At 39.7% G+C, this 14,936-nt stretch carries 15 protein-coding genes; 11 read left to right on the top strand and 4 right to left on the bottom strand.

Translation table 11 applies throughout. The features are described 5' to 3' along the window. Positions 1-5 precede the first annotated feature (5 nt). A complete protein-coding gene (locus I6E78_RS15160; RefSeq protein ID WP_197182828.1) occupies positions 6-800 on the top strand; it encodes an AraC family transcriptional regulator in 795 nt (264 codons plus the stop codon). Here the strand turns inward: I6E78_RS15160 and I6E78_RS15155 are convergent. Beyond that, positions 788-2,854, bottom strand: a complete 2,067-nt coding sequence (locus I6E78_RS15155; RefSeq protein ID WP_197182827.1) for a TonB-dependent receptor — start codon at positions 2,852-2,854, stop codon at positions 788-790. The genes I6E78_RS15160 and I6E78_RS15155 overlap by 13 nt on opposite strands. Positions 2,855-2,927: 73 nt before the next feature. Next, positions 2,928-3,587: a YoaK family protein gene (locus I6E78_RS15150; RefSeq protein ID WP_011329056.1), complete on the bottom strand. Its 660-nt coding sequence runs from the start codon at positions 3,585-3,587 to the stop codon at positions 2,928-2,930. 181 nt (positions 3,588-3,768) lie between these two features. Here I6E78_RS15150 and I6E78_RS15145 point away from each other — a divergent pair, with 181 nt between their 5' ends. The 3 genes from I6E78_RS15145 to I6E78_RS15135 all read left to right on the top strand — a co-directional run bounded on the left by I6E78_RS15145 (position 3,769) and on the right by I6E78_RS15135 (position 5,642). After that, the gene (locus I6E78_RS15145) at positions 3,769-4,017 is read left to right on the top strand and encodes a TIGR03643 family protein (protein ID WP_011329055.1); all 249 of its coding nucleotides are present in this window, start codon (positions 3,769-3,771) and stop codon (positions 4,015-4,017) included. 79 nt (positions 4,018-4,096) lie between these two features. After that, the gene (locus I6E78_RS15140) at positions 4,097-4,546 is read left to right on the top strand and encodes a hypothetical protein (protein ID WP_197182826.1); all 450 of its coding nucleotides are present in this window, start codon (positions 4,097-4,099) and stop codon (positions 4,544-4,546) included. A gap of 19 nt (positions 4,547-4,565) precedes the next feature. After that, a complete protein-coding gene (locus tag I6E78_RS15135) occupies positions 4,566-5,642 on the top strand; it encodes an endonuclease/exonuclease/phosphatase family protein (RefSeq protein ID WP_197182825.1) in 1,077 nt (358 codons plus the stop codon). A gap of 202 nt (positions 5,643-5,844) precedes the next feature. Here I6E78_RS15135 and I6E78_RS15130 read toward each other — a convergent pair whose 3' ends face one another. After that, positions 5,845-7,224, bottom strand: a complete 1,380-nt coding sequence (locus I6E78_RS15130) for an NAD-dependent succinate-semialdehyde dehydrogenase (RefSeq protein ID WP_197182824.1) — start codon at positions 7,222-7,224, stop codon at positions 5,845-5,847. 287 nt (positions 7,225-7,511) lie between these two features. Between I6E78_RS15130 and I6E78_RS15125 the strand changes: the two genes are divergently transcribed. Further along, positions 7,512-8,078: a Crp/Fnr family transcriptional regulator gene (locus I6E78_RS15125; RefSeq protein WP_197182823.1), complete on the top strand. Its 567-nt coding sequence runs from the start codon at positions 7,512-7,514 to the stop codon at positions 8,076-8,078. A gap of 48 nt (positions 8,079-8,126) precedes the next feature. Further along, positions 8,127-8,624, top strand: coding sequence for a YgjV family protein (locus I6E78_RS15120; protein WP_011329050.1), 498 nt, complete (start codon positions 8,127-8,129; stop codon positions 8,622-8,624). A gap of 34 nt (positions 8,625-8,658) precedes the next feature. Here I6E78_RS15120 and I6E78_RS15115 read toward each other — a convergent pair whose 3' ends face one another. Further along, positions 8,659-9,171: an NUDIX hydrolase gene (locus tag I6E78_RS15115; RefSeq protein ID WP_011329049.1), complete on the bottom strand. Its 513-nt coding sequence runs from the start codon at positions 9,169-9,171 to the stop codon at positions 8,659-8,661. A gap of 229 nt (positions 9,172-9,400) precedes the next feature. On the opposite strand from I6E78_RS15115, the gene I6E78_RS15110 reads away from it, so the two are divergent. The 5 genes from I6E78_RS15110 to I6E78_RS15090 are packed head-to-tail and all read left to right on the top strand — an operon-like array spanning position 9,401 to position 14,918. Next, a complete protein-coding gene (locus I6E78_RS15110; RefSeq protein WP_197182822.1) occupies positions 9,401-10,741 on the top strand; it encodes a sigma-54-dependent transcriptional regulator in 1,341 nt (446 codons plus the stop codon). A gap of 15 nt (positions 10,742-10,756) precedes the next feature. Beyond that, positions 10,757-10,963: a histidine kinase gene (locus I6E78_RS15105; protein WP_182678284.1), complete on the top strand. Its 207-nt coding sequence runs from the start codon at positions 10,757-10,759 to the stop codon at positions 10,961-10,963. 26 nt (positions 10,964-10,989) lie between these two features. Continuing rightward, positions 10,990-12,474, top strand: a complete 1,485-nt coding sequence (locus I6E78_RS15100; RefSeq protein WP_197182821.1) for a sensor histidine kinase — start codon at positions 10,990-10,992, stop codon at positions 12,472-12,474. Then, entirely contained in the window at positions 12,475-12,936 is a 462-nt protein-coding gene (locus tag I6E78_RS15095; protein ID WP_011329045.1) for a response regulator, read from the top strand. A gap of 26 nt (positions 12,937-12,962) precedes the next feature. Continuing rightward, on the top strand, positions 12,963-14,918 hold the full coding sequence (locus tag I6E78_RS15090; RefSeq protein WP_192531636.1) for a hybrid sensor histidine kinase/response regulator: 1,956 nt from the start codon (positions 12,963-12,965) through the stop codon (positions 14,916-14,918). Positions 14,919-14,936 lie beyond the last annotated feature (18 nt).

Here is a 14,936-nt window from a genome sequence, read left to right as displayed (position 1 = left end):
ACAAAATGCAGCTTCCCCAAGATTGGAATGAAATAAAAAACTTTGAAATCATGCCGCAGCCGGTTATTGCTAAAATAGAATATGCCCAGCTTAGCCGTGAAATTCCGCTGCATACTCATCCAAAAGGGCAGTTAATTTTAGCCCTGCACGGTTATGTTACCTGTGAAGTGGCAACAAAAATGTGGATGGTGCCTACTTATAGCGCCATTTGGATCCCGGCAAATGTAGAGCACAGTAATAGAGCATCTGATAATGCGCATTTATGCCACTTATTTATTGATGCAAACTTACAAGGTATGCCAAGTACAGCCTGTACATTAACCATTAGCCCATTAATAAAAGAGTTAATGCTTAGTTTGGCAAGTAATCAGCAAAACTATAGCTTAACGGGTAAAACCGCACGGCTTGCACAGGTATTATTTGATCAGCTGGTGGATATGCCAATTCAACCTTTAGACTTTGTACTATCAAAAAACAGTGTTATTAAAAACATGAGCAATCAACTTATTAGCCAGCCTTATAGCCGTAAAACATTGCCACAATGGGCACAGCAATTTGCTTTAACTGAACGTACTTTAGCGCGGTTAATAAAAAAAGAAACCGGTATGACCTTTGGTAAATGGCGCACTCAATTGCATATTATAATTGCACTGCAGGCGTTATCTAATCAGCAAAGTGTGCAGCAGGTATCGGAGCTATTAGGTTATGAGTCGGTGAGTGCGTTTATTACTATGTTTAAAAAAGTAATGAAAAAATCGCCCATGCGTTACATGAGCGATCTGGATGTTTACCAGCTATAAATTGCTGAGATCATGGCGTTACGTGGCCGCCCTGGAAAGTAGCGGTCGCCGGTAAAGCTAGTGTAATCGGCGCGCTCGGCATAAGCGGTATCGGTTAAGTTAATAATACGCGCTGCAAGCGCTAAGTTATTTGTTATTTGCCACTGTGCTCGTAAACTTAAAATGTCATGCCCGTCATAACTGTGTAAGTTTTCAGGATCGGTATAGTAACGACCAACATGATGCCATTGCAGTGCCACATTGGCGTTATTAAACGCCTGCCAGGTTAAATCTAAATTGGCAATTTTACGCGGGGCGGTATCAACATCATTATCTTTAATATTGATATTATTGAGTATTTGCTCATTAGTATAACTATGCTTGGCATAACTGGCTGCAAAGTTAACTGACCAAGTTGAGGTGAGAGCATGCTCAAGTTCAAGCTCAATCCCGCGGTGGCGCGAGCTGCCATTATTCACGGTAAAAAAGTCGCTGTCGCGGTAAATAGTATGGTGCTTACTCATAGCATAAACCGATAAATTATAACGACTATTTTGATAAACGCCTTTTAAGCCAAACTCAGCATTATTAGCTATTTCGGCACTTAAATTAGTGGTGTTTTGCTGGCGTTGTAACTGATATAACTCGGCGGCTTGTGGCGCTCGGTAGCCACGCGAAAAGTTAGCATAAAGCAGGTTATTAACAGTGTACTGATAGCTAACCCCAAGTTTTGGCGATAAGTTACTAAAATTATTTTTTGTACTTGCAGGGCGGCTATATCGGCAACCACCAAATCCGCACTCTGTACCGTCTTCTTTCGTGCGCCCCGTTAACATGTTATTAGTGTAGTCGTATTGCATGTGCTCATAACGAGCGCCAAGAGTCACTAACCAATCGTTTAGTTGCAGATCAACACTGGCAAAAGGTGCATATAAGGTGGCATTTACGTCGTAATCGTAATGCTTACCTTGGGGTACTGTAGCAACTAAAAATGCCGAGCCTTGAGTTGGCTTGTTTTGACTTTGTAAAAAGTCGGCGCGGGTGTATTCGCCATCTAGGCCAAAGTTAAGCTTAATATTATCCTCTAGCTGATGTTGATAAAGCGACTGCAGCCCCACACCGGTTTGACTGTTGTACTCTAGTGGCGTACCAGGTAAAAAATGCTTAAAAAAGTCCATACTTTGGTTACGAAAATACACCGTTGTTGAGAGCGTATCGTCATTTAGTTGCCAAGTGGCGTTACTCCATACTCGTAACGAACGTGCTTTTCTAAACGCATCCGGATCAAAGTTTTGTTGGGCTATGCTCTCGTCTTTATAGCTTTTAAGGCCAGTAATAAAGCCTGCGGTTTGTTGATCTAAATGGGTATAAGTAAGCCCAGAAGTAAGCGCTAAATCGCTATTATTATACCGGTGACGTAAGTTTACCTTTTGTTGTTTTACGCTTTCATCATCGCGATAGCCGCTGTCGTCAGTAATGCTGGCGTTAATACCTAACCCACTGCTGCCCATATCGTGGCCAGCACGTAATTTATAGCGGTTATAGCCAAACGAGCCATAATCTAGTCCGATTAAGCCGCCATCTTGCGTTGTATCTGGGGTGATCACGTTAATAACCCCATGCACCGCATTTGAGCCATACAGGGCAGAACCAGGGCCTTTAAGTACCTCTATACGCTGCGCCATTTCGCTATGTGCTTCAAACAACTCGTTTATATTACAAAACCCAGCTGCTCTTAGTGCAATACCATCCTCAAGTGTGAGTAAACCACCACAGGCACCTGCGCCGGATAAAACAGGTGAGCGCAGCGCGGGTAAATATTCTTGGCCATTACCGCGTTGTATATTTGCGCCAGCGACTCTTTGCATGGCTTCTTCAATATGCGTAGGAGCAATGGCATTTAATTGTGCTTCATTGAGCACGCTAATAATTACGGGTAACTGTGTACTAAGCGCCTCAACACGCGACGCAGTGGTTGTTATGCGCTCAATTGGCTGAGCATCATTTTGCTTGGCAATGGCTATAAGTGGTAGCTGAGAGAGTAACAGCAAAGGGGGTAAGTAATGGCGTTTCATATATTCCTACACATTGATTATATGGCAATAGTGCTATGGTAAGCGTTAGGCAAACGTATTGAAATAACTTGCGTTAAACGGTATTGCGTAAACGATAAAGCCGATAAGTAATTGATAAAATAAAGCACATAACAGCCGGTACTACTAAAGTTGCTACAGAAAACAATTCAAATAGCATAAACCCAATTACACCACCGCATAAAAAACCTAGGGTGATCAGTAAAAACACCATGAATTTTCGGCCATCTACAGCATCGCCTTTTAATGCGCGGCCCATCATTAAACCAAGGTCGGTAAAAATACCGGTTAAATGTGTAGTACGTACTACTGCGCCACTGTAATTGGTTGCCAGCGCATTTTGTAAACCACAAGCGGCAGATGCCAGCACTATGCCATAAACAAAGGAGCTATAAAGTAAGTAGGCACTGGCTAGTAGTAATAACCCTTCAATAAACAATAAAGTATCGTAATGTCGGCCTAACTTTAACGAACCACCGTTGAGTAAAAACCCCGACAACGCAGAGCCAAGCATAAAGCTAATTATGATACTAAACAGTAATAATGCCGCACTGCCATCACTCATTAATTTAATGCCAAATAAAGTAACAGAGCCCGACAAATGAGAAATAGCCTGATGTTCAAATCCTAATAAACCCACGGCGTTCACAATGCCGGCAATAAATGCCAGTGTAAATGCGCCATATTCAACCCAGCGTGGCAGCTTTGTAAACATAGTTAACTTCTCTATACTTGGTTATAGATATATTTAATATCATACACTTAAACTTTCTTCTTCTAAAATAATGATAAAAAATAACCGTAATTAAATATATCTCTATTTTATATGGCTTAAGTTAAATTGATCGTGCAATTTTAGTGCTTCGTATTAGTTATTTTTTAAAGAGAAAATAACTATGTTTAACGCCCAGCAGCAATCGCGCATTATAGAAATGGCATGGGAGGATAGAACCCCGTTTGAAGCAATAGAGCAACTTTATGGCTTAAACTATTCGCAGTTGGTGGTTTTTATGCGCCAAAATATTGCCAGCGGCAGCTTTAAAGTATGGCGAAAACGCCACGCTGGGCGCAAAACCAAACATTTAAAGCTGCGTGATCCCGCCATTATGCGCAGCCATTGTAAAACGCAATATAAGCAGCGTTAAGATTAATTTATACAGAGTTTCATATAATGTTCAGGCTAACTTGTTAATCTTGCGTTATTAACTAAAGCAGAGATTAACTATGTATAAAACCATTTATAGCGCATTAATTATTTTAATGTTGAGCTCATTTAACGCACAAGCAAAGCACGACAAAGATGATTATTATGATAAGCACCATAATAAACATAGTAAATACGAGCATGGCTCAAACAAGCACTACAATAAAAAGCACCATAATAAAAAACACTATTCAAATAAGCATGAGTGGAAAAAACACCATAAAAAATATGATCGCCACGATAACCACTTATCTAAAAAAGAAGCTAAAAAACTTATTCGTCAAGGGTGGACACCACCGGGTTGGCATAAAAGTTACCACAGAGGTGATATTTTAGAGCGTGATATTTATAAGCGTGCCAAAGTAATAGACAGATACCGAGATAAAGGTACTGTACGCATAGAGGTAGATCGTACTATTATTCATATGGTACACGACACGCGCGAAATACTGTCTATTTTGAGTCGATAAGCAACCAACAGGAATTTAAATGTTTATTACGCTGGCAATAATAACAAGCTTTTTATTATTTATAACGCTATTACCTATGGCGTATAGCCAGCATTACCTGGTGCGTGGTTGCGACTTTATTCGCTTACAAGTGTTTTATATTGCAAGCTTTATAGCATGTGTTGCTGGGTACTTTGCATTTAATAACGCCACAGACTTTTTGTATATTGTTGCAGGCGCTGTATTAATTCTGTTTTTACAGGGAAAGTGGATATACCCATATACTTGGCTGGCAAAAAAAGAAGTGCAAAGCGCCTCAAAACACATTGCGCACAGTGTAAGAATTATGTCGGCAAATGTACTTATGTCGAACCATAACAGTGAGCAATTAATTAGCTTGGTTAATCAGCATCAACCCGACCTGCTTATTACCCTTGAAAGTGACAGCTGGTGGCAAAATAAGTTATCAGTACTTAAAAAAGACTATCCATATTACATAGAGTGCCCTAAAGACAACCGTTACGGCATGCACCTATACAGTAAATTTAAAATATTTGACGCACAAATATGCCAGCTAATAGAAGACGACATACCGTCAATTCATATTTTATTTGCAAGTGCACAAGGGGTTAAAATGCAAGCGCACTTTATTCACCCAGCGCCACCAAGCCCCACCGAAGAAGACTCATCGCGGCCGCGCGACTCAGAGCTAATTATGGTAGCAAAAGCACTTAAAAACCCAACACGGCCAACCATAGTTGCAGGCGACTTAAACGACGTAGCTTGGTCGCGCAGCACTCGTTTGTTTATGCAAATTAGTGGCTTATTAGACCCCCGTAAAGGCCGTGGCTTTTACAACACGTTTCATGCTAGTTACTTTTTTATGCGCTGGCCGCTGGATCATTTATTTCACAGCGAAGGGTTTAAAGTAAAGCGTATAAAACGATTAGCTAAATACGGTTCTGATCACTTCGCGCTATTAACCGAGCTAACCTTTGAAAATGCCGACCAACAATCGCTAGAAACTAAATCGGCGCAGCACAAGCAAGAAGAGATTCAACAACTCGCTATGAGCAAAGCAGATAAACGCAAAGTGCCAGTGTTTGAAAAGAGTTAAGCTTTCAGTAATTAATTTATAAAGAGCTTAGGTGCTGCGTTTTAGCACGTGATAAAAATGATGAGTAAAAGTGCGATATAAAATCGTAATAACAAAAATTGATGTTAGATAAATTGAATACAAAAACACCGCGCTGAATTAGCGCGGTGTTTTATTTTACTTTCTAGTAACGAGTGTTTAGTACTCGTACTTTATAGTAAGTTTATGAGCTGTGGATCATGATGCTTTTAACGTTCACAAATTCGCGCATGCCAAAGCCGCCGTGCTCTCGACCGTAGCCACTTTCTTTAACTCCACCAAATGGTAAGTTTGGTTGCGCTAAACCGTAGCCGTTTATGTTGATCATGCCGGTGTCGAAGTGCTTTTTAGCCAGCTCAATGGCTTTTTTCTCGTCTTTTGAGAAAATGCCGCCACCTAAACCATAGCGAGACGAGTTAGCAATTTTCATTGCATCGTTGTTGTCTTTCGCTTTTATAAGCGAGGCAACAGGGCCAAATAATTCGTCATCGTATGCTGGCATGCCTGGCGCTAAATTATCAAGTAGCGTAGGAGGGTAGTAAAAGCCGGTTTGCTCTGGTATTTCACCACCGGTGACTATGTTTGCTCCTGCTTTAACCGATTGCATTACTTGCTCGTGAATACCATCGCGTAAATCTTTACGTGCCATTGGGCCTAAATCAGTGCCGTCGGCCATTGGATCGCCCATTTTCATGGCTTCAAACTGCTGTTTTACTTTCGCTTTAAAGTCATCATACAGAGACTCAACCACTACAAAACGTTTTGCCGAAACACACGTTTCGCCGTTGTTGATCATACGTCCTGTTACACAGGTTTTTACGGCAAGCTCTAAATCGGCGTCATCAAGTACTAAAAATGCGTCGTTACTACCAAGCTCTAGTACGGTTTTTTTAACGTATTTACCTGCTTGCTCGGCCACTTTTTTACCTGTGCTATCGCTACCGGTAAAGGTAACGCCGCTAATCGCTTTATGCGCTATGAGTGCGCTGGCTGTTTTGCCATCAATAAGTAGGTTACTAAAGCAGTGCTCAGGAAATCCGGCTTGTTTAAACAAGGTTTCAATTTTTTCGGCCATACCAAATACATTACTGGCATGCTTTAACACTGTGGTGTTGCCGGCCATAATATTAGCGGCGCTGTAACGAATTACCTGGTAAAGCGGAAAGTTCCAAGGCTGAATGCCAAGTAGTACACCCGTAGGCTGATAGCTAACAATTGCGCGACCGCCGTCCATGTCACGTTCTTCATCAGCAAGAATTTTAGGGCCGTGCTCGGCACTGTAACGACAAATGCCTGCGCACAGTTCAGCTTCTTGCAAACCTTGGGCGTATACTTTACCCATTTCTTCGGTCATAAGCTTGGCTATGGCATCTTTTTGCTCTTCGAATAATGAAGCTAATTTGTTTAAGTGTTTTGCACGTTCGGTCACTGACACTAAGCGCCACTGTAAATAGGTTTGATGAGATTTTTCGATTACCTGCTCAGCTTGCTGTTGCGACAGCAGCGTATAGGTATTAATGATTTGCTCAGTTGTTGGATTGATCGTATTAACTGTGTTGCTCATTGTAATCTCCTCTATGTTTGTCTGTACTGAGAAGTGCAAAGGTAATGCCAGTTAAGGTTCTATTCGAGTTTATTTATAAGTTTATGTTATTAATAAATTTAATGTTTTTTATAATATGAATTTAATATTTTTATAGTTTATTTATCTGTTATATTATTGTAAATAATGCAAGTAGCTGCAAAATTTACAAGAAAATTAAAGTAATTTACGTGTTTTTAGGCTTAGCTTTTTATTATTAGCTTGCTAGTTAGAGCCAGTAAACCCTCATCAAAAAATGGTTAATATAAATGAATGAAATTTCAATCTTGCCGCTAGGCGATAGCTATCAAGAACTTGCTGAAAATTTAAAACTGCAACTTGCAGCGCAATACCCAATTAAGCATATAGCGCGCGATACCGTATTGTTACAACAAGGGCAAAAGCAGCGTTATGGCTATTTAATTCTTGATGGGGTGTTAGGTGCAATACATGATGATGCACAGGGCGGGCAAAGGTGTAAGGAGTTTTACTTTAAAGATGAGTTTGCGCTACTTTATGGAAACTGGCTAACGAATACCGAAGCGTTTTATCAACTAAAAGTAATTAATAGGGTAAGCGTTATTAGCGTCCCATTGAATGTATTTAATCAACCCGAATGGCAAATAATTAAGCAACAACTTATTGCGCAGCAGCTTATATTTAAAGAGGCCAAAGAAGCATTTTTATTGCTTAATACACCCGAGCAACGCTACCGTTATTTATTAGCCGAAAAGCCCCATTGGTTGGCGCAGCTAAGTTTAACTCAAGTGGCTATGTATATTGGTATTTCGGCAATTTCTTTATCAAGAATTCGTAAACGACTTAACTTAAGTTAAGAGTAATAACGTTAAAGCTAGTTAGACTTGCTGTTTTAAGGAGTCACTATGTTTTTAATTGCTCAGTCGTTAGTTGCTATAGCAACATTACTTGATCTTGCTTCGTTTCAGTTTAAGTCGCGTTCGTTAATTTTAACCTGCTTATTTATGTCGGTATTGCTGACTGCAGTGCACTTTTTTATGTTGGGGCACAATAGCGCAGGTTGCTTAATGTTAATTGCCGCCTTTAGGTATTTTTACTGCATTTATGCACGTAAAACGTGGGCAATGTATGCTTTTATGCTGCTGTGTTGCGTGGCTGTTTATTTTACTTGGCAAGATTGGTTTAGCGCACTGGCACTTATTGCGACGTTAATTCAAACGTTTGCATCGTTTCAAAAGCACGACTTACATATGCGTTTATGTATGGTTGTAGGTACTTTATTTTGGATAAGCCATAACGTTTTTGCAGGCTCACCGGTCGCTATTGTTATGGAAAGCTTATTTTTAAGCAGTAATTTAGTTGGCTTGTATCGTTTTTATAGCACAAAAAAAATACCTTGTTGAGCTTTACTCAGGTGTAAGTAAAGCTAATTACAGGCTATAACTGTTTAGCTATTTCTTTGAGTAAATAGGTTTCGCGAATAATCGACAGCCCCTGCTTATCGCTGGTGGCAAGTGTTCGCTCGTTATGCTCAATTGCTTCATTTATATCTACCCACTTGGCAACCATACCATTTTGTTGCTCGTAGTGTTCAAGCTGCGTTTGGCCTAACTTTTGGTCAATATTACATACATAGCAATAAGACTTTATATGAATAATGTCAAAGTCGTCTTTGTACCAAGGGCGGTACTCTTCATATAGGCCGAACTCTTTTTTTATTACTATATTTTGTGCGCCGGTTTCCTCTTGTAGCTCACGTATTAACCCTTGCTCTATACTTTCGTGCTCATCAACACCGCCACCAGGTAAACTAAAGTCATCGTATCTCTTTGTATACATTAATAAAATATGCTGTTTATGCATGGCAATAGCGCGGGCGGTAATACGTGTAAATTGGCTGCCTTGTTCAATATTAATACTTGGGTGAATGAGGGTTTTTAATGGGCGCATTGGCTCTCCTGTAATAAAGTTAAATTATATCAGTTATTTATTTTAGGTTTTTATTAAATAGTATATAAAGTGAGTGTTTTTTAAGTTTAAGTACATCAAGTATGCTTACACTGTTCACTGATGAAAATGTAACTAAATAATATAAGCTCTGTAATTTAAGCGACAAATAGCGCGCCTTTCTTTTAGTGCTAAGGCCAAGTAGAATAATAAAAAAGCATAGGGATTAATCATGTTAAATATACTATTAGTGGACGATGACGTTGAGTTTAGTGACGTGGTTTGTCATATAGTCGAATTCCTCGGCCATAACATAAGTACAGCAACCAGTTTAAAAGAAGCCCATCAGTGGCTAGAAAACAATAGTTTTGATCACATACTGCTCGACTTTATGCTCCCCGACGGTAGCGGCTTACACCTACTTGATCATTTAAAAATGATAGGCCATTCACCTAAAATAACTCTAATATCTGGGCACCCTTCGGTAAAGGGGATTTTAGCCGACATGTGCGAACCTAATGTTGCGCATTTATTAAAGCCATTGCAGCGTGAAGATCTTGAAAGGGTGTTAAATGGCCCGAAAAAAACCATTAAAAAAACGAAATCATCAGCTATAACCCGCCACTTTGGTACGCTAATAGGCGAGTCTACAGCAATGCATAAGCTGTACACCATGATAGAGCGAGTGGCTAAAACCCACGCCAACGTAATGCTTATGGGCGAAAGTGGTGCGGGTAAAGAAGTGGTTGCTCAGGCCATTCATAATGCCAGCGAATGTGGAGGACCGCTGGTGGCAAGTAACTGTGGTGGTTTTTCAAAAGAGTTAATTAGTAGTGAGCTGTTTGGCCATGAAAAAGGCGCATTTACCGGTGCTATTGCACGTAAAGAAGGCGTGTTTGAACAAGCAAATGACGGCACGTTATTTTTAGACGAAGTAACCGAAATGCCAATTGGTATGCAACCTAACTTACTGCGCGTGCTAGAAACAAAAAAAGTAACACGTGTTGGCGGAAACCGCGAAATACCTACAAATTGCCGAGTTATTTCCGCCACTAACCGCTCGCTTACCGATTTAGCGCAAAATAATATTATTCGTGAAGATATTTACTTTAGATTGGCAGTGTTTCCTATTGATATACCGGCACTGCGCGATCGTAAAGAAGATATTCCACTATTAGCAAACGCCTTTTTAGAGCAATTAAATGATGAAAATGGCACCGCATTTAACTGGAATAACGACCAGTTAAAAGAGCTACAAAGCTATGACTGGCCTGGTAACGTGCGCGAACTGCGCCATGCCATACATCGTGCGTTTATTATGAGCGATCCACAAACCAGTGATATTACCTTACCCGATAATTTAGAGTCGCCATTTTCAAAAGTGAATAGCCAAACTAACGACAAGCAAGTGTCGGCAGGACAAACCATTGAGGAAGTAGAAAAAGAACTTATTCATGCCACGCTCGATAAAGTACAAGGTAATAAAACCTTGGCTGCACAAATGCTGGGTATTAGTACTAAAACACTTTATAACCGCCTAAATGCTTATGGTGGCATTGGCGAATATAAATAAAATTTGAGGAAAACAATGAGCAATGACAGTAAAAAACCTCTGAATGAGTTAGTACACGATGCTAGAGCACCACTTAATCGAATTTCGATGAATGCAGAGCTTATAAAGCTGGTGCTAGAAAACGATATGCCAAAAGAGAAAGCACTCGATGCGCTAAATAAAATTATTGCTAACTGCCAACAGTGCAGCGAAAGCTTACAAACAATTACAGACTCGCAATAATTTATCTCTTTGAATTAGGATGCTAAATGAGTACGCAAAAAGAACCAAGTAAAGCTAATGTCATTTGGGCAACATTTATTGTTGTGGTGTTATCTATTATTATTGGTAACGCATTTTTGGCAGTAAATACCATACACGGGTTAAGCCAAACACAAAATAGCTTAGATAATACCAATATGCTCACTACAGCTATCGAAAAGTTACATTTGTCAGTTGTGCAGGCAGAGTCGGGTCAGCGAGGTTATTTACTTACAGAAAAAAGTGATTATTTAGTTCCTTATTACGATGCACTTGAGCAGCTTGAATCACAAACTGAGTATGTGAAATCGTTAAGTTCAGAAATTAATGGTCAGGCAGAGCGCATTGCGCTGTTATTATCGTTAGTGGCTCAAAAGGAAATTGAATTAAAAAAGACCGTTAACTTAGCGCAAAATAATAAAGAGCGCAGAGCGCTGTATTTAGTAAACACAGACAAAGGACGAGAGCTGTATAAACAAATTCGCTTAGCGGTAAACGAAATTCAAGATCGAGAAATGCTGTTTAAAGTTAGTCATTTTTCTAAGTTAGCAAAAATAAAAAATGAAGCTAAAATTACTTTTGTTATTACCGCAGTCACTAGTGGTTTGCTAATTATAGGCATGTTTGTACTTACACGGTTAAATTTAAGAAATACTGCGCAGTATCGTGCAGAGCTTGAAAAACAAAACGAAGCTTTAGCCAGTAAAGTGACAGAGCGAACTCAAGAACTAACGCTTTATTCAGATGAGTTGAGCCGCAGTAACCGCGAGCTAGAAGAGTTTGCGTTTGTAGCAAGCCATGACTTGCAAGAACCACTGCGTAAAATTCAAGCATTTAGTGATCGTCTCGAAACTATGTTTAAAGACGAGCTAGGTGAAAAAGGTATGGATTATATAGCACGCATGAAAAATGCAGCGCAGCGCATGTCTAATTTAATTAATGATTTATTAGAGTTTTCGCGTATTACCACTCGTGGCAAAAATTTTGTTGATACCAATTTAAGTAGTGTATTAAATGATATTTTAAGTGATTTAGAAATTGCTATTAAAGAATCTAATGCACAGGTTAATGTGGGCGATATGCCAATAATTCAGGCCGACCCAAGCCAGATGCAACAGTTATTTTTAAACTTAATTTCAAACGCAGTTAAATTTAGGCATCCAGAACAACAACCAGTTATTAATATTGAACACATAAAAACGAGTGAGTTTAGTGAAGGGCATAATACCGAAGTTTGTTGGCAAATAATTACCGTTAAAGACAACGGTATTGGTTTTTCGCCAGATTATGCAGATAAAATATTTGTTCCATTTCAGCGTTTACATGGGCGTTCGCAATATAAAGGCACCGGCATAGGTTTATCTGTTTGTCGGCGTATAGTAGAGCGTCATGGCGGTACTATAACAGCACAAAGTAACATGGGTGAGGGTGCAAGCTTCATAATAAAACTACCTGTGGAAAGCGAGCTTTTCACATTGCAAGGAGAGGCTTAAATGCCACTTACGAAAGTAAAACCAATCACTATTTTAATGGCTGATGATGATGAAGATGATCGTTTATTAACTCAAGATGCCCTCACCGAAAGCCGTGTACTTAACGAGTTACATTTTGTTGAAGATGGTGTGGAGCTATTAGAGTACTTGGAGCGAAAAGGTAAATTTGAGCAAAAAGATACATCACCCAGACCAGGTTTAATTTTATTAGACTTAAATATGCCACGTATGGATGGCCGCGAGGCATTGCAAGCTATTAAAGCAAACCCATGCTTAAAGGGTATACCTGTTGTTATTTTAACTACCTCAAAGCAAGAAGAAGATATGGTTAAAGGCTACGACTTAGGTGCTGCGTCGTATATAACTAAGCCAGTTACCTTTGATGGTTTAGTTGAACTAATGAAAGCACTCGGTAAGTACTGGGTTGAGTTTGTAGAGTTACCAAATACTTATAATGATTAAAAACAGCCACTAAAACGGGAGATTGCATGTCTATTAAGGCAACCAAGCTGCTACTTGTTGAAGATGATGAAGATGATTATATTCTTACTAGCGATTATCTTGAGCAGCTCAGTTCCCATACATTTGAGATTGAGTGGGTTAGCGACCCTAAGCAAGCAGTTAAAGTACTTAGTGAGAATAAGCATGACATTTGTCTGCTAGATTATCGCTTAGGTGCCTCAGATGGCTTAAGTGTATTAAAACAAGCAATAAAAAACGGCTTTAGTGGCCCAATAATTATGTTAACAGGGCAATCTAATGAAGCGTTAGATTCGGCTGCACTTGATGCCGGCGCTGTAGACTATTTAGTTAAAAGTGAAATGACCACTAGCCGCTTTGCGCGCGCAATACGTTATGCTTTAGCCCGTCGCGATGTTGAAGATGAGCGACTCGAACGATTAAAAGCCGAAGCCGAAAACCGCTCGAAAGATCGCTTTTTAGCGCACTTAAGCCACGAACTACGTACCCCGCTGTCGTCGGTTTTAGGTTACACCGAATTATTAATGCAAAGCGACTTTAGTAAACAAGCCGAAAACGAGCTAGGTGTAATTTATCGCAATGGTAAACACTTATTAAGCTTACTTAATGACGTCCTCGATTTATCAAAAATAGCGGCCGATAAGCTTGAACTTAATTGCAGTGATGTAAATCTTGATAGCTTAATGGCTGACGTATTTACTTTAATGCGAGTGTCGGCGCTTGATAAGGGCTTGTCATTACGCTTTGAATCGCTGCAACCCTTGCCTTTAATCGTTAATATTGACGCAACTCGCCTTCGACAAATACTTATAAACATTATCAACAATGCAATTAAATTTACCGAGCAAGGCGAAATAACTCTTTGTGCTTGGACTGAGTTTGTTAGCGACCGTGAAATGCTATTTTTTAGTATTGAAGACTCGGGCATGGGCATTGCCCCCGAAAAACAAGCGCTTATATTTAAACCGTTTGAACAAATAGCCGATGTTGAGTCGCGTGCAGTGGGCGGTGCAGGTTTAGGACTTGCTATTTGTACTGAGCTACTTAACAGAATGCAGGGCTCAATAGCCTTAGATTCAGCAATAGGCAAAGGCTCTAAATTTATTATTTCGCTCTATCCGGGCAATATTAAAAATGTAGAGCGTAGCATATTAAGGCTCGACTTAACCCCTAATATGCAGCAAAAAAATGCACCATGTAAAGTTAATGGTAGGGTATTAGTGGTTGATGATTTACGTGATTTACGCGTTTTAGTTGGCCACATGATCACTTCTGCAGGAGCAAAAGTAGATTACGCTGAGCACGGTAAGCAAGCGCTTGAAAAAGTACGTAATGCCCAGCAACAAGGAATAGACTACGACGCTATTTTTATGGATATACATATGCCAATTATGGGCGGAAAAGAAGCCACCATAGAGCTTAGAAAAATTGGCTTTGAAGGCGCAATTATTGCCTTAACGGCAGCAACTATGAAAGGCATTCATAATGAGTTATCGGCATTAGGGTTTAATAATGTGATAGCAAAACCAGTCGATTCCAACTTACTGTATCAGTGCTTACAAGATACGCTTAGTAAAAATAATAAAACAGCAGATGTATTAATTCCCCCCGAAGTTACCCATAGTAATACCCGCTTTTTATTAGTAGAAGACGACGCCGATGCGGCGCAAATAACGCAACTTTTACTAGAAAGCTTAGGGGTTGAAACACAAATAGCAAGCAGTTATGAGCATTGTTTAGCCATACTTAAAGCAGACGCTAACTACGATAAAGTACTGCTAGATATGAACCTGCCCGACGGCAGTGGTTTAGATTTAGCAAACCACATAAAACAACATTATCCAAAATTAAAGCGCGTTATTGTTAGTGGTATGGAACCTGATCCAGTAAAAATTAAACAGCTTGAAATTGAGCAAGTGCTGCTTAAACCAATTAATTTAGCTTTGCTCGAAACACTTATTTAACCAACAATATAGAGTTGA

The organism is Pseudoalteromonas sp. NZS127, from assembly GCF_015864805.1.
Taxonomy (GTDB): Bacteria; Pseudomonadota; Gammaproteobacteria; order Enterobacterales; family Alteromonadaceae; genus Pseudoalteromonas; species Pseudoalteromonas nigrifaciens.
Note: the sequence above shows the minus strand (reverse complement) of the source record. Positions and strands in the feature narration are given on the sequence as shown.

Bases quoted from the DNA above. Each gene is read 5' to 3' on its own strand.
- I6E78_RS15160 (WP_197182828.1), top strand. From the start codon at position 6: ATGCAGCTTCCCCAAGATTGGAATGAAATAAAAAACTTTGAAATCATG.
- I6E78_RS15155 (WP_197182827.1), bottom strand. From the start codon at position 2,854: ATGAAACGCCATTACTTACCCCCTTTGCTGTTACTCTCTCAGCTACCA.
- I6E78_RS15150 (WP_011329056.1), bottom strand. From the start codon at position 3,587: ATGTTTACAAAGCTGCCACGCTGGGTTGAATATGGCGCATTTACACTG.
- I6E78_RS15145 (WP_011329055.1), top strand. From the start codon at position 3,769: ATGTTTAACGCCCAGCAGCAATCGCGCATTATAGAAATGGCATGGGAG.
- I6E78_RS15140 (WP_197182826.1), top strand. From the start codon at position 4,097: ATGTATAAAACCATTTATAGCGCATTAATTATTTTAATGTTGAGCTCA.
- I6E78_RS15135 (WP_197182825.1), top strand. From the start codon at position 4,566: ATGTTTATTACGCTGGCAATAATAACAAGCTTTTTATTATTTATAACG.
- I6E78_RS15130 (WP_197182824.1), bottom strand. From the start codon at position 7,224: ATGAGCAACACAGTTAATACGATCAATCCAACAACTGAGCAAATCATT.
- I6E78_RS15125 (WP_197182823.1), top strand. From the start codon at position 7,512: ATGAATGAAATTTCAATCTTGCCGCTAGGCGATAGCTATCAAGAACTT.
- I6E78_RS15120 (WP_011329050.1), top strand. From the start codon at position 8,127: ATGTTTTTAATTGCTCAGTCGTTAGTTGCTATAGCAACATTACTTGAT.
- I6E78_RS15115 (WP_011329049.1), bottom strand. From the start codon at position 9,171: ATGCGCCCATTAAAAACCCTCATTCACCCAAGTATTAATATTGAACAA.
- I6E78_RS15110 (WP_197182822.1), top strand. From the start codon at position 9,401: ATGTTAAATATACTATTAGTGGACGATGACGTTGAGTTTAGTGACGTG.
- I6E78_RS15105 (WP_182678284.1), top strand. From the start codon at position 10,757: ATGAGCAATGACAGTAAAAAACCTCTGAATGAGTTAGTACACGATGCT.
- I6E78_RS15100 (WP_197182821.1), top strand. From the start codon at position 10,990: ATGAGTACGCAAAAAGAACCAAGTAAAGCTAATGTCATTTGGGCAACA.
- I6E78_RS15095 (WP_011329045.1), top strand. From the start codon at position 12,475: ATGCCACTTACGAAAGTAAAACCAATCACTATTTTAATGGCTGATGAT.
- I6E78_RS15090 (WP_192531636.1), top strand. From the start codon at position 12,963: ATGTCTATTAAGGCAACCAAGCTGCTACTTGTTGAAGATGATGAAGAT.